Source organism: Ancylobacter mangrovi (genome assembly GCF_024752335.1).
Taxonomy (GTDB): Bacteria; Pseudomonadota; Alphaproteobacteria; order Rhizobiales; family Xanthobacteraceae; genus Ancylobacter; species Ancylobacter mangrovi.
Window position 1 is genome coordinate 39,128 of record NZ_JANTHY010000012.1, and the last position, 17,916, is coordinate 57,043.

At 67.0% G+C, this 17,916-nt stretch carries 16 protein-coding genes and 1 pseudogene; 11 read left to right on the forward strand and 6 right to left on the reverse strand.

The annotated features are described in order from the left end of the window. Positions 1-403: 403 nt before the first annotated feature. From NVS83_RS22420 to NVS83_RS22440, 5 genes are all read right to left on the reverse strand, one after another. Complete coding sequence (locus NVS83_RS22420) at positions 404-1,600, reverse strand: NAD(P)/FAD-dependent oxidoreductase (RefSeq protein WP_258741459.1); 1,197 nt, start codon at positions 1,598-1,600, stop codon at positions 404-406. Beyond that, complete coding sequence (locus NVS83_RS22425) at positions 1,597-2,970, reverse strand: FAD/NAD(P)-dependent oxidoreductase (RefSeq protein WP_258741460.1); 1,374 nt, start codon at positions 2,968-2,970, stop codon at positions 1,597-1,599. Before NVS83_RS22425 ends, NVS83_RS22420 begins: the two co-directional genes overlap by 4 nt. Beyond that, positions 2,967-3,275: a (2Fe-2S)-binding protein gene (locus NVS83_RS22430; RefSeq protein ID WP_258741462.1), complete on the reverse strand. Its 309-nt coding sequence runs from the start codon at positions 3,273-3,275 to the stop codon at positions 2,967-2,969. Before NVS83_RS22430 ends, NVS83_RS22425 begins: the two co-directional genes overlap by 4 nt. Positions 3,276-3,295: 20 nt before the next feature. Further along, positions 3,296-4,378, reverse strand: coding sequence for a hypothetical protein (locus NVS83_RS22435; protein WP_258741463.1), 1,083 nt, complete (start codon positions 4,376-4,378; stop codon positions 3,296-3,298). A gap of 134 nt (positions 4,379-4,512) precedes the next feature. Beyond that, positions 4,513-5,328: an IclR family transcriptional regulator gene (locus NVS83_RS22440; protein WP_258741466.1), complete on the reverse strand. Its 816-nt coding sequence runs from the start codon at positions 5,326-5,328 to the stop codon at positions 4,513-4,515. On the opposite strand from NVS83_RS22440, the pseudogene NVS83_RS22445 reads away from it, so the two are divergent. The 11 genes and pseudogenes from NVS83_RS22445 to proC form a co-directional block, all read left to right on the forward strand. Next, positions 5,218-6,546, forward strand: a pseudogene (locus NVS83_RS22445) (class I adenylate-forming enzyme family protein); the annotation flags it as partial. The gene NVS83_RS22440 and the pseudogene NVS83_RS22445 overlap by 111 nt on opposite strands. A 135-nt stretch (positions 6,547-6,681) precedes the next feature. Then, entirely contained in the window at positions 6,682-7,008 is a 327-nt protein-coding gene (locus NVS83_RS23585; RefSeq protein ID WP_374115106.1) for an AMP-binding enzyme, read from the forward strand. Positions 7,009-7,055: 47 nt separating this feature from the next. Beyond that, on the forward strand, positions 7,056-8,129 hold the full coding sequence (locus NVS83_RS22450; protein WP_258741468.1) for an ABC transporter substrate-binding protein: 1,074 nt from the start codon (positions 7,056-7,058) through the stop codon (positions 8,127-8,129). 32 nt (positions 8,130-8,161) lie between these two features. Next, entirely contained in the window at positions 8,162-9,286 is a 1,125-nt protein-coding gene (locus tag NVS83_RS22455) for an ABC transporter ATP-binding protein (protein ID WP_258741470.1), read from the forward strand. Beyond that, positions 9,283-11,130 carry an ABC transporter permease subunit gene (locus NVS83_RS22460; protein ID WP_258741472.1) on the forward strand — a complete coding sequence of 616 codons (1,848 nt, stop codon included), beginning with the start codon at positions 9,283-9,285 and terminating at the stop codon, positions 11,128-11,130. The genes NVS83_RS22455 and NVS83_RS22460 overlap by 4 nt, the downstream gene beginning before the upstream one ends. A 12-nt stretch (positions 11,131-11,142) precedes the next feature. Further along, positions 11,143-11,928, forward strand: coding sequence for an enoyl-CoA hydratase/isomerase family protein (locus NVS83_RS22465; protein WP_258741474.1), 786 nt, complete (start codon positions 11,143-11,145; stop codon positions 11,926-11,928). 15 nt (positions 11,929-11,943) lie between these two features. Continuing rightward, positions 11,944-12,822: an enoyl-CoA hydratase/isomerase family protein gene (locus NVS83_RS22470; protein ID WP_258741475.1), complete on the forward strand. Its 879-nt coding sequence runs from the start codon at positions 11,944-11,946 to the stop codon at positions 12,820-12,822. A gap of 6 nt (positions 12,823-12,828) precedes the next feature. Continuing rightward, positions 12,829-13,947, forward strand: coding sequence for an ATP-grasp domain-containing protein (locus tag NVS83_RS22475; RefSeq protein WP_258741479.1), 1,119 nt, complete (start codon positions 12,829-12,831; stop codon positions 13,945-13,947). Positions 13,948-13,949: 2 nt separating this feature from the next. Further along, positions 13,950-14,825, forward strand: coding sequence for a succinate--CoA ligase subunit alpha (locus NVS83_RS22480; protein ID WP_258741480.1), 876 nt, complete (start codon positions 13,950-13,952; stop codon positions 14,823-14,825). Between the two features lie 8 nt (positions 14,826-14,833). After that, positions 14,834-15,655 (forward strand): enoyl-CoA hydratase/isomerase family protein, encoded by an 822-nt coding sequence (locus tag NVS83_RS22485; RefSeq protein WP_258741481.1) that lies wholly within the window; start codon positions 14,834-14,836, stop codon positions 15,653-15,655. 58 nt (positions 15,656-15,713) lie between these two features. After that, positions 15,714-16,532 (forward strand): pyrroline-5-carboxylate reductase, encoded by an 819-nt coding sequence (gene proC, locus NVS83_RS22490; protein WP_258741520.1) that lies wholly within the window; start codon positions 15,714-15,716, stop codon positions 16,530-16,532. 30 nt (positions 16,533-16,562) lie between these two features. Here proC and NVS83_RS22495 read toward each other — a convergent pair whose 3' ends face one another. Then, the gene (locus tag NVS83_RS22495; RefSeq protein ID WP_258741483.1) at positions 16,563-17,885 is read right to left on the reverse strand and encodes an NAD(P)/FAD-dependent oxidoreductase; all 1,323 of its coding nucleotides are present in this window, start codon (positions 17,883-17,885) and stop codon (positions 16,563-16,565) included. Between the last annotated feature and the right edge of the window lie 31 nt (positions 17,886-17,916).

The window sequence follows — 17,916 nt, forward strand, 5'->3', positions numbered from 1 at the left end:
GGCTGGCGGTCACGAATGCGGCGCTCACGATCGAGATAGAAGCGAACGGTGAACCACGCCGGGTTTGCCGGAGGCCCCAACTCCTGAGAGGCAGGGGCCATTATGAGCAACAAGACGACAAGTTTTCGCTTGAGGCGCGCGAGCGCGCGGCGCGGATGGTGCTGGACCACGAGATGCGTCTCGGTGGGCGGCGATGGTGTCGATCGCCGAGAAGATCGGCTACACCGCTCGTACCCTCAACGAGTGGGTCAAAAGACCGAGGTCGAGGACGTCTTCGCGACCTTCCGCGACATGCAGCTCACCTGTGGGCCGGTTGCCGACGATATCCGCTCGTCGGCGCGGACGGCAGCGACACGCGTACTGGCAACGTCCGCTGGCGAGCAGCACTGGTTGTCGGCAGCGATCAGGAAGCGGCGGCGCCGGAGCGTGGACGGACGACATTGTCCTCGAATTCGTCTCTCAGCTTCTGTTCGTCCGGCCGTGCCGCGCCGGTGAAGCGGGCGATGGCGAAGGGTGAGAGATCGATCGGGCTTGCGCCGCCGACAATCAGCTGAGTAAGCGACTCGGCGGCGGCGGGCGCGCATTGCAGGCCGTGTCCGCTCCATCCAAAGGCATGGAAGAGCCCGGGGGTGGTGGCGCTCGGGCCGAGCACCGGAAGCATGTCGGGCAGATAGCCCTCGATGCCGGTCCAGATGCGGATGATGCTCTGCGGCAGCAGGCCCGGCGCGGCATTGAGCAGGCGCCGCATGTTGCGCAGCGTCTTGTCGGGCGGCACGCGCGAGCGCCGCGCGACGTCGTCGACCGGCACACGCGGATGTCCGGCGACGACGATGTTGCCGGCACGGGTCTGGCGGAAGATGATGTGACCATCCACCGAATGCACGACCGGGTCGAGGAACTGCGGAACGGGCTCCGTGACCATCTGGATAGGGCCGGCGGAGAACATCGGCGCGTCTTCGCCGAAGCTGTTCGCGAACGGGCGAGCCCACATGCCGGCTGCGTTCACCACGATCGGCGATTCGATGCGGCGGTCGCGGTCGGTGCAGGTGAAGAAGGTGTCTCCCTTCCGCTCGACCAGGCGCACCTCTTCCTGCTCGAACAGAAGCGCGCCTGCGCGCGATGCCGCCCGAGCGACGGCCGGCGCGACCATGCGCGAATTCACCACGGCCGAGCGCGGATTGAACATGCCGCCGAGGTTCTCCGGCGTCAGGCACGGCCAACGCCGAAGGACCTCGTCCCGGGAAAGCTTCTCGCAGAAATTCCCGTGCGCCGCCTCGATCGGCATCAGGGCGTCGATCTTGTCGAGGTGCGCCGGTGTCAGGGCCAGGAACAGATGACCCTTCTGCTCGAACTCGACACTCTCGCCGATATCGTCCTCGAAGGCCTCCCACATCTCCTGCGCGCGCATGGAGAGCGGCATCTCGGTCGGGTTACGGCCCTGGAGCCGCAGGCTGCCTGGGCTCACGCCGGTCGACTGGCCACCGGCGAAGCCGCGATCGAGCAGCACCACTGAAAGACCCCGACGGACAAGATACAGGGCGGTCAGAGTGCCGATCGACCCGGCGCCGATGATGACGACATCCGTATGCATCTGGCTCATGCGAGTGGCTCCCCGGCCACCGCGCTGATCGGCAGCGGCTTGATCGGAGGCTGGGCGCGAAGGCGGTCGAGCGGGCGAGCGACCCCGTCCGCACCGGTCTCGGCGGCGACGAGTTCGGCCAGTGCCGGGCCGCAGAATCGGCCCTGGCAGCGCCCCATGCCGCAGCGGGTCGCCGCCTTGGCGCGGTTCGCCTCCTGCGGCCCTCCGGCGCTGCGCAGCCCGCGACGCACCTCACCGACGCTTACGCCCTCGCAACGGCACAGCATCACCTCGCCCGCCAGCCCGGCGACATGGGCGGCAGGCCAGGCGAAGGCATGGCCAAGTCCGTCCTGGAAGGTGAGTTGACGTGCCAGCGCGGCCCGGTCCGGCTCGGGGGAGGCCGGCGCTTCGAGGCCGAGATCGGCGAGGATCGACAGCGCAGCGAGGCGTCCCGAGTGGACGGCCGCCTCGGCGCCGCCCATCTGCGCGACGTCGCCGGCGACATAGACGCCATGGCCGCAGCGACCGTCTCCGTCATGGTCTGGATACCATTGACGGCGGAACGAGTCGTAGCGCAGCGCGCAGTCCGCCAGCTCCGCGAGCTGCATTTCGGGCCGCAGCCCGAAGCCATAGGCAACTGCGTCGCAGGCGACGGCATGCGCCCGTCCGCCGGCGCGGTAGCGGACCTCGGCGGCACGCCCGTCGCCGACAAACGCGTCGAGCGTCACGCCGACGACGATGGGTACGCCGGCAAGGCGGAGCGCCGCCATATAGGAAAGGCCGTCCTTGAGGACGCCCGGCAGGGCGAGCAGGCGGGGGATCGCCTTCACCTTGGCTGCGATCGGCGTGGTGTCGAGCACCGCAGCGACCGCCCCGCCGGCCCGGTGATATTGCAGCGCCGCCAGATAGAGCAATGGCGAGGCGCCGCAGAAAACGACCTGCCGCCCGATCAGGCATCCCTGCTCCTTCAGCAGGATCTGCGCACCCCCAAGGGTATAGACGCCCGGCATCGTCCAGCCCTTGACCGGCAGGACACGATCTGTCGCGCCCGTGGCGATCAGCAGCGCGTCATAGGAAAGGCTGTCGACCCCCCTCTCGCCGAGCGTCATCAGTTCACCGCCGAAGACGTTCCACACCAGCGTGCGCGGCCGGTAATCGAGCTGTGGCAGCACATTGCTGCAGAGCGCCCGGAAGCGCTCGAGCCGCTTATGGCCGGCACCGAGCAGCCGCTTCATGTCGCTAGCGAGACCTGGATGCGGCTGACGAAAGATCTGCCCGCCCGGCTGCTGTCCTTCGTCGATCAGGGTCACGCTTATGCCGGCGCGGCCGACCAGCAGGTCGGCGGCCGCGATGCCCGCAGGGCCGGCGCCGACGATCGCCACGCGCTTCACGGCAGGACCTCGGCCTCGGGAGAGCGGGTGAAGCATCGCATTCCCGGTTCGACCGGAGTGGTGCAGGCCCGTCCGCGTTGGGTGGGGCTGAGCCAGACCCAGCAGTCCTGGCACGCCCCCATCAGGCAGAAGCCGGCGCGGGGTTCGCCGGTGCGTTCATGCGTGCGGACCCGGCCGCCATGCTCCAGCAGGAGACTGAGCAGGCTCTGCCCGCGGCGCGCCTTGAGGCGACGTCCGTCGACCCACACGTCGCAGTCGGCGCCGGTGAGCGGAAAGACCCGGTGAAACTGCGCCCCTTCGTTCATGGCGGTCATCCTGTCCAGGCTCACGCCGCCTGCGCCTCGAGGCGATGCCGCAGCGCGGTCATCTCCTTGTGGACGTCGTACAGGGCGCTCACCGGAAAGCCCTCGGCAAGCGCGGGGCTCACGCTGGCGAGGCAGTCGCGCACGGTGCCGGCGTAGCGCAGCCAGTTGCCCTCGTCGATGAACGCGCCGCTGCGGCGCTCGAAGGCCGCGTTCCAGGAAATGGCCGCCTCCGCGTCGATTCCCGAGGGGGGATCAAGGGCCAGCACGCCGCCCCGCATTGCCGCGGGATAGCCCCCCGGCAGTCCGTTGGGCCCGGGAACATGGCCGCGCCAGTCATGACCATGGGCCATGGCGAGCATCATGGGCACGCCGGCGGCACCCGACACGTCGATCACCGGTTCGCGGGTGAGCTGCACGTCGCGGAAGGTCGCGAAGACGTCCTCGACCTCGACGTCGTCGATCCACACGCGCGGCGCGGGCCCGCGCCGTTCCGGGGGCGGCTGGCGCCACGGCGTTATCGTCTGGTAGTGGGCCAGCACCTTGACCTCTCGCCCGGTCGCGGCGGGGCTGGTCGCGAACAGAGAGGACAGGATCGACACATTGCCGACCCCCGACGTCACGGGCAGGCCCAGCGCCTTGAGCACGCTGTTCGCGACGTCCGGATAGCAGCAATTGATGAAGTGGGAGGCCGGGGATGCCTCTGCCGTTGCCGAGGCCACTTTTGCGGAAAGGAAGGCCTGGAAGACCGTCGTCAGGCTAAGCCCGGCCTGTGCGATCAGCGAGGCCCAGCGATTGCCGGTGGCGGCGATGACGCTCGATGCCTGCGGCGACGCGGCCTGAACGATGACCTTCGGACGGTGGCGGGCGATGACCGTCGCGCCGGCATCTCCCTCCAGCAGGTCGACGCGCTCTGCCAGAACGGTGGCGGGTGTCCCGAAGATGCCTGCGCGGGCATTTGCGGCAGCGGTGAGCCAGGCGAGGCGATCGGCGTTGCGGCCGGCGATCACGATGCGGGTCGGCTCGGTGGCGACGGCGACAAGGTCGAAAAGAATCCGGGCCGCGAAGGAGCCGGTGCCGAATATCAGTATTTCCGCTTCGCCCATCGATCCCTGTTCCCTGCCGTCCGTCTCGGCTGCTCTTCGGCCGTGGAGGCACTATCGGATGCAGTTCGGATCAGTTCAAGATATAATTCCCATATTTTAATATGAGATATTGCATTGTAATAATGATTTACCGATCAGCGCAATTGCGGCACTGGGCCGGCCCGTGACACGGATTGCGCCGTCGCGACTACCAGCGGCGCGAATTTGTCGACGGCCTCGTCCTTGTCATAGCGGATGCGGGAAACGCCGATGCTGACCGCCCCGGCGACGCGGCCGGTGCCCGACAGGATCGCCGCGGCGAGCGAGATGTCGCCGATGTGGATCTCCTCATTGGCGAGGGAGAATGCCCGCTCGCGAGTGTGCCGGAGCTTCTCCTTGAGTGCCTCCATCTCCCACACCGTATTGGGCGTGTAGGGGCGCCGGTCCGAACGCTCCAGGATGTCGATCGCTTCCTCGGGCGGGAGGGCCGCGAGCATGGCGATGCCCGGGGCGGTGCAGTAGGCCGGGCGACGGCTGCCGACGATGACGCCGGTATTGAGCATGTGCGGGCTGAGGAAACGGGCGATGAAGACGACATCGCAACCGTCGAGCACCGTGAGACTCACCGTCTCGGCGGTCACCTGGCTCAGATGGATCAGGTAGGGCAGCGAGCGCTCCACCAGGGCGCTTGAGCGTGTGTAGTGATAGCCGAGGTCGAGCGTCTTCGGCGTCAACTCGTATTGCTTGGTGACGGGATCCTTCGAGAGGTAGCCGAGCGTCAGCAGCGTGTGGGTGAACCGCTGCGCGGCGCTCTTGTCGAGCCCGGTCGCTCCTGCGATCTGCGACAGGCTGAGCGCGCCATGGCCGGAATCGAAGGCGGAGAGAACGCGGAAAGCCTTCTCGACGGATCGGACCAACAACGGATCTTCGATGTCGCTCGCCTTCCCTTCGTCGCGCTTCTTCGTCGCCATGCACATCCCCTTATTGACTTGTCACGATTGACTAGTAACAATATACGACATGATGTATTGTATTGCAATACTCTGAGTTCACATAAAGCAGGAAAGTGGCCCGTGCACGTCGAGTTAGCCGCAGCGCCAGACCCAGCCGGTACCGATCTGCCCGGCGACGTCGACGGCTTTCTTGGCGACTTCCTGCGCCTCGCCGAGGCCGATCCGGACCGGCGTTTTGCCGTCTTCGAGGGGCGCGAGACGCGTTTCGGGGACCTCGAGCGGCAATCCGCCGCCTTCGTCGCCTGGTGTCGCCGACATGGATTTGGCGAGGGCAGCCGCATCGCCGCGATGATGGACACCCATCCGCGCTACTTCGCCTTGCTGCTCGGCATCGCGCGGATCGGTGCCGTGTGGGTGCCGGTGAACACGCGCCAGCGGGGCGAGGGGCTGCGCTTCGTGCTCGAAAGCGCGCACGTCGACCTTATGGTGCTCGATCCTTCGCTGGTCACCTGCGTCGACGAGGTCGCGCCGCCTGACCTCGCGCGCCTCGTCTCCACTGCGGAGATGGGGGAAAGCCTCGACACCGTATTGGCGGGGCCGATCGACGGCCCGATCGAGAATGCCGATGTCGCGCCCTCGGACCTTTTCGCGATCTGCTACACCTCCGGCACGACCGGGCGCCCGAAAGGCGTGCCGGTGACGCATGCCATGCTGCGCTTCGCCGCCGAGGGTGCGCTGCGGGTCGCCGATCTCGCCGATGACGACGTGCTGCTGATGTGGGAGCCGCTGCACCACATCGGCGGCGCTCAGCTCCTCGTCGTCCCGCTGCTGCGCCGGGTCCATCTCGCCATGCTGCCGCGGTTCAGCGCGCGAGGTTTCTGGGAGGCGGCGCGCACGGCCGGCGCGACCCATATCCACTATCTGGGCGGCGTTCTGCAGATCCTGCTCAAGCAGCCGCCCTCGGCGAAGGATCGCGAGCACGGCGTGCGCATCGCCTGGGGCGGAGGGTGTCCGGCGGACATTTGGCGCGCTTTCGAGGAGCGCTACGGCGTCGTGATCCGCGAATGCTACGGCATGACCGAGACCTCGAGCATCGCTACCGTGAATACCGAACGGGTGGTCGGCTCGATCGGCCGGGCGCTTCCATGGTTCGAGGTCGAACTGCAGGATCCCCAGACGGGTGCGCCGGCCGAACGCGGGGAGATCGTCATCCGGCCAAAGCGGCGCGAAGCGATCTTTGCCGGCTACATAGACGAGCCGGAAGCGACCGCCCGGACGCTGCGCGACGGCGCACTCCATACCGGCGATGCCGGCCAGTGGCTGCCGGGCGGCCATCTGCGTTTCCTCGGCCGGCAGACCGACAGCGTGCGGGTGAAGGGCGAGAACGTCTCGGCCTGGGAGGTCGAGCGTGTCGTCAGCGCCCATCCCGAAGTCGAGGACTGCGCCGTGATCGGCGTGGCCTCCGATGTCGGCGAGGCCGACATCAAGCTGTTCGTCCAGCTCCGCCAGCCGGGGGCACTCGAGCCCTCCGCGCTCTGGCAGTGGCTCGCGCCGCGGCTCGCGAGCTTTCAGATGCCCCGCTACATCGCCTTCCTGAACGCGTTTCCGCGTACCGCCAGCGAGCGGATCATGAAGCACCAGCTCGACCGCTCGGTGGACGACTGCTGGTCGGTTCCCGACCGGCATATTCACCCATGAAAAACAAGGCCTTCCAGCAACAGCAAGACAGGACAAGGGGAACCGGCATGACTTCCAAATTCGATGTGAAGACGCTTGAGCGCAGGAGCTTCGTCAAGCTTCTCGGTGGTGCCGCGCTCGCCGTACCGGCCGTCTGGTCGAGTGCGCGGGCGCAGGACCGGCAGATCGTCGTGCGCGACCCCGGCAACCCCTATTCGAAGGCCTTTTCCGAGACCCTGTACAAGCCGTTCGAGCAGGCCACCGGCATCAAGGTCGTCGGCGTGGTCGCCAGCATCGACCCGATGGCTCAGGTCAAGAGCATCGTCGATACAAAGAACTACATCTGGGACGGTATGATCCTCGGTGAGGCCGCAGCCGCGACGCTCGGGGAAAAGGGTTACCTCGAGGAGCACGGGCTGGAGGGGAAGGGCAATGTCGGCAAGCTGCCGGCCGAGTTCGTGACCCCCTACACGGTCGGCTCAAACGTCTCGGCCACCTCGGTCGTCTACCGGACCGATGTGCTTGGCGACAAGGGTCCCAAGAGCTGGGCCGATTTCTGGAATCCCGAGCAGTTCCCGGGGCGCCGCTCGCTGTTCAAATACGCACGCTACACGCTCGAGCAGGCGCTGCTGGCCGACGGTGTCGACCCGAAGAGGCTCTATCCGCTCGATCTCGACCGCGCGTTCAAGAGCCTCGACAAGATCAAGTCGAAGATCGACGTGTGGTGGACCGGAGGCGCGCAGGTCGTGCAGTTTCTCAGCAGCGGCGAGGTGGACATGATGGGCGCCTTCGTCGCCCGCGCGCTCGCCGCCGCCGATGCCGGAACGCCGATTACCGTGGTGTGGGACAACTTCCTCTGGCAGGTCGACGCCTGGGCCATCCCCAAGGGGGCTCCCAAGGCCGACCTGATGCGCGAGTTCATGCAGTTCAGCTGCACCGTGAAGCCGCAGGCGGAGATGACCAAGTTCATCCCGGCCGGCCCGGTGAATCTCGACGCCTACAAGTTCATCTCGACCGAGCGCGCGGCCCTGCTCACGACCTCGCCTGCAAACTTCCCGCGCGGCATACATCAGAACGTCAAGTACTGGTCGGAGTTCGGCCCCGAGGCGCAGAAGCGCTTCAACGCCTGGTTCATCCAGTGAACCCGATCCAGGAGACGGCGGGACGTCAGACGGTGGACGCGGCACGGAACCTGACCGGACGGGCTGTCAAGCTTCAGGTAGAGAAGCTGGCCAAGCACTACGGCGAGTTCACGGCGCTTTCCCCGTCGAGTCTCGACGTGCATCAAGGAGAGTTCCTGACGCTGCTCGGCCCCTCGGGGTCGGGCAAGACGACGCTGCTCATGATGGTGGCGGGGCTGGTCGTGCCCTCGGGCGGCGAAATCCGCATCGACGGGCGCGTAGCCACCTCCATGCCGCCCTCGAAGCGCGACATCGGCATGGTGTTCCAGAACTATGCCCTTTTCCCCCATCTGACCGTCTTCGAGAATATCGCCTTCCCCCTGCGCATGCGTCGCGTGCCGGAAGCACAGATCCGCAAGGACGTGATGCGGGTGCTCGAGATGGTCGAGCTCCCGCATGTCGCCGAGCGGGTCCCGCGCGCGCTTTCTGGCGGTCAGCAACAGCGGATCGCCCTCGCCCGCTGCATCGTCTATGCGCCGAGCATCATTCTGATGGACGAGCCGCTGGGCGCGCTCGACAAGCGGCTGCGCGACCAGCTGCAGATCGAGATCAAGAACCTGCACAAGTCGCTCGGCACCACGATTCTCTACGTGACGCATGACCAGCAGGAAACGCTGACCATGTCGGATCGCATCTGCCTGATGAATCATGGACGCATCGAGCAGGTGGGCACGCCGACCGACCTCTATTTCACGCCGAAGACGGAGTTCGGCGCCGCCTTTCTCGGCGAGAGTAACATTCTTCCGATTGCCGATGTGACGGCGTCGGACGGCGGCATTTCCTTCACGCTGCCCCTTGACGGCCATGTGCGGATGTCGGCGCCCCACAGCACCGTCGCGCCGGCCGACGCCGCCAAGATCATGCTTCGGCCGGAATGGCTGAGCGTGACGGTGGCCCCCCCGCAGGAAGCATTCAACAGCGTGCGGGGAAAGGTTGCCGACATCATCTTCACCGGCGAGGTGACGCGCTACTTCGTCTCGACCGGCAGCGGCACGCCTCTCGCGGCCTCCCAGCTCACCCGCCCGGGAGACCGCGCGATCAATGTGGGCGACGAGGTCTATATTTCATGGCCGCGCGAGCGCACCTATGTGCTCGCGCGGGAGGGAGCCGCGGCATGAGCGTCGTGGCCCCGCCCGATCATCCGTCCTCCGACGGCGGCTGGGCCCGGGCCCTGGCGGCGTTTGCGCGAAGGGCACCGCTTCTGCCGGTGCTCATCTTCCTGGCGCTGCTCATGGTCTGGCCGGTCGCGCAGCTGCTCGGCCTCAGCTTCTTCAACGACCAGGGCCAGCTCACCTGGGGGCATTACAGCCAGCTCTTCTCCAGCCGCATCTATGTCGAGGTGCTCTGGATTACGGTGAGGCTCGCCTTCTTCACCACCGTCGTAGCGGTAATCGTCGCTTATCCGGTCGCCTTCGTCATCGCCAACAGCGAGAACAAGGTGCGGGCCTGGCTTTATTTCCTGGTGCTGATCCCGTTCTGGACGAGCTTCCTCGTGCGCGCCCTGGCCTGGATGGTTCTGCTCGGGCGCAATGGCACGATCAACAGCTGGGCACAGGCGCTCGGGCTCACCGACGCGCCGATGTCGCTGATCTACAATTTCGCCGGCGCCCTCATCGGCACCACCCACGCCCTGCTGCCGATGGCAATCATCATCATCGTCTCGGTGATGGAGAACATCGACCAGAATCTGTCCAAGGCGGCGATGACCATGGGCGGGGGACGCGGCACCGCATTCTGGCGGGTGTTCTTCCCGCTCTCCCTGCCGGGCGTCACCTCGGCGGCCCTTCTCGTCTTCCTCAGCGCGCTCGGCTTCTTCATCACGCCGACGCTGCTCGGCGGCCGACGGGAGGTGGTGATCAGCCAACTGATCATCACCGAGATCCAGGAGATGCTGAACTGGCCGTTCGGCGGCGCGGTTTCCGTGCTGCTGCTCGGCTGCGCGCTGGTGATCTTCTGGCTCTATGACCGTCTCGCTGGCTTCTCGGCGCTGGGGGCGGCAGCGCAGGCGCGGGTGGCGGCGGAGCCGTCCCGTCTGTCACGCGTGTTCGCCCGGTTGAGCATAGCCCTGCTGGGTGTGCTGGGGCGCATCACGGACCGCCTGCTCGCGCTGGCGGGCGCCGACAGCCGTCCGCTGGAGGACAGCCGAACCGGAGGACGCAGCGCCTCGCTCGCGTGGAAGGTCGCCGCAGGCAGCGTGCTGTTCTTCGCCTGTGCGCCGATCTTCATCATGATTCCGGTCTCCTTCACCCAGAAGGCGGTGATGGAATGGCCGCCGTCCGGCTTCACCTTCGAATGGTACAGAATGTACCTACAGTCGCCGCAGTGGATCTCGGCGACGGTAACGTCCTTCACCGTGGCCTTCGCCGCTTCTCTGCTGACCATGGCGCTGGCGGTGCCGGCGGCTTTCGTGCTCATCCGCCAGACCGTGGTCGGCCGCAGCGCCATCATGGCACTGCTGCTGTCGCCGATGGTCGTGCCGCGCATCATCATCGCCATCGCACTGTTCTATGTTTATTCCGGTATCGGCCTCGTCGGCACCACCGTCGGGCTCGTGCTCGGGCACGCCGTGCTGTCGATTCCTTATGCCCTGATGGGCGTGATGACGGTGCTGCGCAATTATGACGAGCGGCTTGACCAGGCGGCGCAGATCCTCGGCGCCGGAAAGACGCAGACCTTCGTGCGGATCACCCTGCCGCTGATCCGTTTCGGCGTGCTGTCGGCTTTCCTGCTCGCCTTCATCACCTCCTTCGACGACCTCACGGTCTCGCTCTTCATCACCGGCGGCCTCAGTACCACCCTGCCCAAGCAGATGTGGGAGGACGCGACGCTGCAGGTCAGCCCGGTCCTCGCGGCGGTCTCCACCCTGATCATCGTTTTCATGCTGGTGGTCCTGGCCCTGCTCGAATGGCTGCGGCGGCGAGGCGAGGCCTCGCTCAAGGCCCAGGCCGGCCAATCTCAATAACGGAGTTTCCCGATGGAAACCGAAGATGTCGCTGCCAGCGTGGTAGCTGAACGCAAGGGCGCGGTGCTGGTCATCCGGCTCGACAAGCCGGCGCGCCTGAATGCGTGGAACGCGCCGATGCGTGCCCGGCTGCTGTCGCTGATCCTCTCGGCCGGCACCGACGAGACGACCAGCGCCATCGTGCTCACCGGCACGGGCGAGCGCGCCTTCTGCGCCGGGCAGGACCTCAATGAAGGCAAGACCTTCGACGGCGCCCGCTCGGAAATGTGGATCGAGGAATGGCGCCACCTCTACAACGCCGTCCGCCGGTTCGAAAAACCCTTCGTCATCGCGCTCAACGGACTGGCCGCCGGTTCCGCGTTCCAGCTCGCGCTGCTCGGCGACATCCGCATCGGCCATGACGCGGTGAAGATGGGTCAGCCGGAGATCAATTCCGGGCTCGTCAGCGCCACGGGCTTCTGGATCATCCGCGAGATGCTCGGCCTGTCTCGCGCCACCGAGCTCGTTCTCACCGGGCGGATGATGGAAGCACGCGAATGCGCCGATATCGGCCTCATCCACCAGCTCGTGCCGCGCGAAGAGGTGCTGCCCCGCGCGCTTGCCGTCGCCGAGGAACTGGCGGCCAAGCCGCGCACCGCCTTCCGGCTCAACAAGCAGCGCATCTGCGCCGCCACGCAGGTCGTGTTCGACGAGACCTTCGAGGCAGCGCGCCAGCTTCATCGACAGGCCTTCGAGGCGGGCGAGCCGCAGAAGGTCATGGAACGCTTTCTCAGCAAGGCCGGGCGTACCGGCGCGTAAAGGACGTGAACGAGAATGACATCGACCGAGGCGATCAAGGGAAATTCGGGGGCGAATGTCGATGCACCGCTCACCGACGAACGTTTTCTCTATTCGACTGAAGGCGGGATCGCGACGATCACGATCAATCGTCCGGGCAAGCTGAACGCGCTTCTGCCGGACATGATCCTGGAGTTCAGCGATCTTCTGGAGCGGGCGCGGCGCGACAACGCGGTGCGCTGCGTGGTGCTGCGCGGGGAGGGGCGGGCCTTCTGCGCCGGCGATGACCTGAACCCGGAGGACCGCTTCAAATACGGCCCGCCGGACATGCACACCCGGCTCAAGATGGGCTATCCGCGCCTCGTCAACGACATACTGCAGATGCGCAAGCCGGTGATCGCGATGCTGCGCGGCTACGCCGTCGGCGCGGGCTTCGACATCGCGCTGGCCTGCGACTTCCGCATCGCGGCGCCCGACCTGAAGATGGCGGCGATCTTCGTGAAGCGCGGGCTCGGCGGGGGCTGCTCCTACCTGCTGCCGCGCTATGTCGGCTTCGGCAAGGCGACCGAGCTTCTGCTGCTCGGTGAGATGATCGACGCACCGCAGGCCGACCGGCTCGGTCTCCTGACGAAGATCGTGCCGGATGACCAGCTGGAGGCGGAGACCTACGCGCTTGCCGGCCGGCTTGCCAAGGCGGCGACGCAGGCCATCGGCGCCATCAAGAACGCCCGCAACCAGGGCCTGGGATGCGATCCCGTCAAGGGTCTCGAATGGCAGATCCTCTGCAATGTCGACCTGATGTTCCACCTCGACGCCCGCGAGGGGCCGCGCGCCTATGTCGAGCGCCGCGAGCCGAACTTCACCGGCGAGTGGATCGACCTGCAGTACGACGCCTTCGACCCGAACTACAAGTGAAGCCCGATGATCCGTCTGCTCGAGTTTGAAGGCAAGGAACTGCTGAAGAAGAACGGCTTCGCCGTCCCGCCCGGCGCGCTCCATGGCGCCGGTGCGCCGGTGGGCGCCGGGCCGTGGGTGGTCAAGGCGCAGGTGCTTACCGGCGGACGCGGCAAGGCCGGCGGCATCCGCTTCGCCGATACGCCGGACGAGATCGAGGCCCTTGCAGCGGCGATCGCCGGGCTCACCATCAATGGTCTTCGCGTGCAGGAGATCTATGTCGAGCAGCGCGTCGAGGTGCGGCGGGAGTTCTATCTCGCGGCGATGGTCGACCGCGATCGCGGCAGGCCGGTGATCCTCGCCTGTGCCGAGGGAGGCATGGACATCGAATCCGTGCCTCGCGACAAGATCGTCGAATGCACCGTCGATCCGCTGGTGGGCCTGCGCGACTACACGGTGAACGCGGTCGTGCGTGGACTGGGCGCGGACGCATCCCTCGCTCCCGCGCTCGCGGCCGCCGTGCGCCGGCTCTATGCGACGCTGGTGGCCGAAGATGCCGAGCTCGTCGAGATAAACCCGCTGATCGTCGACGGTGCGGGCAATGTGGTCGCGGCGGACGCGAAGGTGATCCTCGACGAGGACGCGGCCTTCCGCCATCGGGATCGCAAGGCGGTGCCGGACGGCACGCCGTTCGAGATGCAGGCGCGCGAGTTGGAGGTCATCGGCATCGAGCTCGACGGCGACATCGCCGCGATGATGAACGGCGCCGGCATGACCATGGCGACGCTCGACCAGATCACCGCCATGGGCGGCTCGGTGCGCGGCCTTGTCGAGCTGCACGGCGTGATGTGGCGCGGTGCGGAGCACATCGCCAAGGTCATCGACCTCATGCGAACGCTGAAGCCCAGGGTTCTGCTGTTCAACGTCTATTTCCAGTTCCGCAGCCTCGACACGATCGCCGAGGGCATCGCGCTCGCGATCGGGCAGGCCGGCGGCGACATGCCGCCCGTGGTGGTGCGCATGCGCGGCGTGCGCGAACCCGAAGCCCGCGCGATCCTCGAAAAGGTGGACTGCTTCGTCACCGATGATTTCGCGACCGCCTGCGAGAAGGCGATCGCGCTCAGCAAGGCCGCGAAGGAAAACTGAGCATGTCCATCCTGCTCTCCGAGAAGTCCCGCATCCTCATCCAGGGCATCACCGGGGCCACCGGCCGCGCCTATGCCGAGCGGATGATCGCCAACGGCACACCGCTCGTCGGCGGCATCACACCCGGAAAGGCCGGCCAGACGGTGGCCGGCGTGCCGGTGTTCGATACCGCCGCCGCCGCCGTCGCGGCGACCGGCGCGGACTGCGTGCTCAGTTCGGTGCGCAATTCCGCCGCCCTCGACGCCGTCTGTGAAGTCGTCGAGGCGGGGGCAAGGCTCATCGTGCTCTATACCGAGAACGTGCCGGTGCACGACGCGATGAAGATGGTGGCCTATGCCCGTGCGAAGGGCTGCTTCCTGATGGGCCCGAATTCGGCGGGCATCATCTCGCCCGGCAAGGCCAACCTTGCCGACATCACCGACAGCCGCACCCGGCCTGGCCGCATCGGCATCGTCTCGAAGAGCGGCACGCTCACCTATGAGGTGATGGACAGCCTGCACGCCTTCGGATTCGGCGAGAGCAGCGTCGCCTGCCTCGGCGGCGACCCGGTGGTCGGCACCACCTATGCCGACATCCTGCCGCTCTACGACGCCGATCCGGACACGGACGCCATCGTACTGGTCGGCGAGCCGGGCGGCAGCATGGAGTATCGCGCCGCCGAGATCGTTCGCACGCTGGGCAAGCCGGTCTTCGCCTACATCACCGGCCAGTACGCACCGGCCGAGAAGCGCATGGGCCATGCCGGCGCCGTGAGCGGTGCCGGAGACACCACGGCGAGGGCCAAGATGAAGGCGCTCGCCGATGCCGGCGCCATCGTCGTGCCGGTGGTCACGGCCGTCGGCGAGACGGTTGCCCGGCATCTCGCAGAAGCCGCGTGAGGGCGAAGATGGACGATCGTTTTCTCTACTCGACTGAAGGCGGGATCGCGACGATCACGATCAACCGTCCGGGCAAGCTGAACGCGCTTCTGCCGGACATGATCCTGGAGTTCAGCGACCTTCTGGAGCGGGCGCGGCGCGACAACGCGGTGCGCTGCGTGGTGCTGCGCGGGGAGGGGCGGGCCTTCTGCGCCGGCGATGACCTGAACCCGGAGGACCGCTTCAAATACGGCCCGCCGGACATGCATACCCGGCTCAAGATGGGCTATCCGCGCCTCGTCAACGACATTCTTCAGATGCGCAAGCCGGTGATCGCGATGCTGCGCGGCTACGCCGTCGGCGCGGGCTTCGACATCGCGCTGGCCTGCGACTTCCGCATCGCGGCGCCCGACCTGAAGATGGCGGCGATCTTCGTGAAACGCGGGCTCGGCGGGGGCTGCTCCTACCTGCTGCCGCGCTATGTCGGCTTCGGCAAGGCGACCGAGCTTCTGCTGCTCGGTGAGATGATCGACGCACCGCAGGCCGATCGGCTCGGCCTTCTGACGAAGATCGTGCCGGATGACCAGCTGGAGGCGGAGACCTACGCGCTTGCCGGCCGGCTTGCCAAGGCGGCGACGCAGGCCATCGGCGCCATCAAGAACGCCCGCAACCAGGGCCTGGGATGCGACCCCGTCAAGGGTCTCGAATGGCTCGTCATCGGCGAGGCGGAAAACATGTTCTTCCGCGACGCCCGCGAGGGGCCGCGCGCCTATATCGAGCGCCGCGAGCCGAACTTCACCGGCGAGTGGATCGACCTGCAATACGACGCCTTCGACCCGGATTACCGGTAGGTCGATGCCGGCCGACATCCATCCCGTATCGTTTTCCGCGCCTGAGAGATTCGAAACCATGGGAGAGCCCCTTCTGCTCGTCGGCTGCGGCAATATGGGCTTCTCGTTGTTGCAGGGCTGGCTCGCGGCAGGTGCGGCCGCACCGGAAGACGTCTACGTCGTGGAGCCCTCGGAGATGCTTCGCGACCGCGCCTGCCAGCTTGGCGTTGCCGCCTGCTCGACGGTCGATGAACTCGCTCCCGGGCTCCAGCCCCGGCTGATCGTCCTCGCGGTGAAGCCGCAGTCCATTGCCGAGATCGCGCCGGCCTATGCAAGGTTCGCCGGCACGGCAGCCTATGTGAGCATCGCCGCCGGGGTCACCACCGCCAGGCTTGAGAGCATGCTGGGGGATGTCGCCATCCTGCGGGCGATGCCGAACACGCCGACCTCGCTTGGAAAGGGTTCGACCGTCGTGTTCGCCAACAGCCGGACCGACGGCGGGACGAGGGAGCGCGTGGTGGCCCTTCTTCGCGCCGGCGGAAGCGTGCATTTCGTCGATCGCGAGGAACTCATCGACGCGGCAACCGCCATCTCCGGATCCGGTCCGGCCTATGTGTTCCTCTTCATCGAGTGTCTCGCCCGGCGCGCGGCGACCCTCGGTCTGGGTGAAAAGCTCGCCCTGGATCTGGCGCGCGAAACCGTTGCGGGCGCGGCGGCGCTCGCCATGAGCGATACTTCGCAGCATCCGGCCCATCTGCGCGAGAAGGTGACGAGCCCGAACGGAACGACTGCGGCGGCTCTCGAGATTCTCCTCGCGGATGACGCGCTCGACCACCTGCTCGGTCACGCGGTCGACGCCGCGCGCCGCAGGTCGGCGAGCCTCTCCGGGGAAGTCTAGCCGAAGCAGGCGCACTGTCGGGCGGCTCTCTCAGGGCCGCCTGTCGCTCCAGCGATCGAGGCCGTCGAGCAGGTTATAGGCGGCGGTCAGCGGCGGGACGAACCACGGGTGCCCGCGGTACCAGGCCTTCTGTGGGAAATGCTCGGTCTCGAAAGCCGATTTTCGCGGCTGGGTGCCCATGGCGCGGCGCGCGATCTCGCGGCCGAGATAGCTCATCATGGCGACGCCGCTGGCGTTGCAGCCGAGGGCGTAGAAGATCCCGTCCTCCTCCCCCAGATGCGGCTTGCGGTCGAAGGTCATCGCCACGGTGCCGCGCCAGCAATGGCTGACACGCACGTCGCCCAAGGAGGGGAAGACATCGCACATTGCCCGGTGGATCAGGCTGGCCGCCCGGGTCTCGTCGCGATCGAAGGCGGCCGGGCGGGCGCCGAAGATGAGGCGGCGCCCGTCCGTCGATGGGCGCACGGCCGTGAGGTTGCGCTGGGAATCCGACACCATGTGCCCGCGCGGCAGCAGCGCGGCGACGCGCTCGGGCGGCAATTCCTCGGTGGCGATGTGATAGCTCGCCACCGGGATCAGGCGTCGGCGGAACGCATCGAAGCGCTCGGTGAGATAGCCATTGGTCGCGAGGACAACCTGGCGCGCCTTTATCGTTCCTCGGACGGTGACAACGCTATGTCCGTCTGTGCCTGGCGTGACCTGCTCGACCTCGGCATGGGAGAACAGGCGGGCGCCGCGCTTCCGCGCCCTCTGCCGCAGGGCGCGGTGGTAGCGGGCGGGATGGACGCTGGCATAGTCTTCGATGAGGATTCCGCCGCGATAGAAATCGGTGGCGATGATCTCGCCAAGCCGGTCGGCGGGTATGTCGGTGACGCGGACGCCGGTGTGCTCGCGGAGCAGTTTCCCCAGATGCAGCAGCCGCGCATAGTGCTTGTCCGTGTAGGCGGTGAGGAAGCGTCCGCAGCGCTGGAAGCCGGCGTCGAGCCCCTCTTCCTCGATCAGTCCAGCCACATAGGCGAAGGAGGCGAGTGAATCCTGCAGCATCAGCGCCAGCTGCTGGGCGGTGACGTTCCGGGTCGGGCCCGCGAGCAGCAGCTTCTGCCCCCCGGTCACGCCGCCGGTATTGCGGGTGCTGGCGCCGATGCCGAGCGGACCGGCATCGACGAGAACGACGTCGCGGCCGGCGGAGGCGAACTCCGCCGCGGCGTTCATGCCACAATAGCCGGATCCCACGATCACGACGTCCGCCCTGGCCGGAAGCGCCTCGTCCCGCGCCGTCTCCGGTGGAGCGTCGTCCCACCAGTAGGGCAGGGGCCGGAAGTCCGGGTGTAGGAGGTCGGCGGCGGAACTCATGGGCTCGCTCGGTATTCGCTCGGCCATAGGC

Excerpts from the sequence above, each read along its gene's own strand:
- NVS83_RS22420 (WP_258741459.1), bottom strand. The coding sequence starts at position 1,600 with ATGAGCCAGATGCATACGGATGTCGTCATCATCGGCGCCGGGTCGATC.
- NVS83_RS22430 (WP_258741462.1), bottom strand. The coding sequence starts at position 3,275 with ATGAACGAAGGGGCGCAGTTTCACCGGGTCTTTCCGCTCACCGGCGCC.
- NVS83_RS22435 (WP_258741463.1), bottom strand. The coding sequence starts at position 4,378 with ATGGGCGAAGCGGAAATACTGATATTCGGCACCGGCTCCTTCGCGGCC.
- NVS83_RS22440 (WP_258741466.1), bottom strand. The coding sequence starts at position 5,328 with ATGGCGACGAAGAAGCGCGACGAAGGGAAGGCGAGCGACATCGAAGAT.
- NVS83_RS22450 (WP_258741468.1), top strand. The coding sequence starts at position 7,056 with ATGACTTCCAAATTCGATGTGAAGACGCTTGAGCGCAGGAGCTTCGTC.
- NVS83_RS22460 (WP_258741472.1), top strand. The coding sequence starts at position 9,283 with ATGAGCGTCGTGGCCCCGCCCGATCATCCGTCCTCCGACGGCGGCTGG.
- NVS83_RS22465 (WP_258741474.1), top strand. The coding sequence starts at position 11,143 with ATGGAAACCGAAGATGTCGCTGCCAGCGTGGTAGCTGAACGCAAGGGC.
- NVS83_RS22470 (WP_258741475.1), top strand. The coding sequence starts at position 11,944 with ATGACATCGACCGAGGCGATCAAGGGAAATTCGGGGGCGAATGTCGAT.
- NVS83_RS22475 (WP_258741479.1), top strand. The coding sequence starts at position 12,829 with ATGATCCGTCTGCTCGAGTTTGAAGGCAAGGAACTGCTGAAGAAGAAC.
- NVS83_RS22480 (WP_258741480.1), top strand. The coding sequence starts at position 13,950 with ATGTCCATCCTGCTCTCCGAGAAGTCCCGCATCCTCATCCAGGGCATC.
- NVS83_RS22485 (WP_258741481.1), top strand. The coding sequence starts at position 14,834 with ATGGACGATCGTTTTCTCTACTCGACTGAAGGCGGGATCGCGACGATC.
- proC (WP_258741520.1), top strand. The coding sequence starts at position 15,714 with ATGGGAGAGCCCCTTCTGCTCGTCGGCTGCGGCAATATGGGCTTCTCG.
- NVS83_RS22495 (WP_258741483.1), bottom strand. The coding sequence starts at position 17,885 with ATGAGTTCCGCCGCCGACCTCCTACACCCGGACTTCCGGCCCCTGCCC.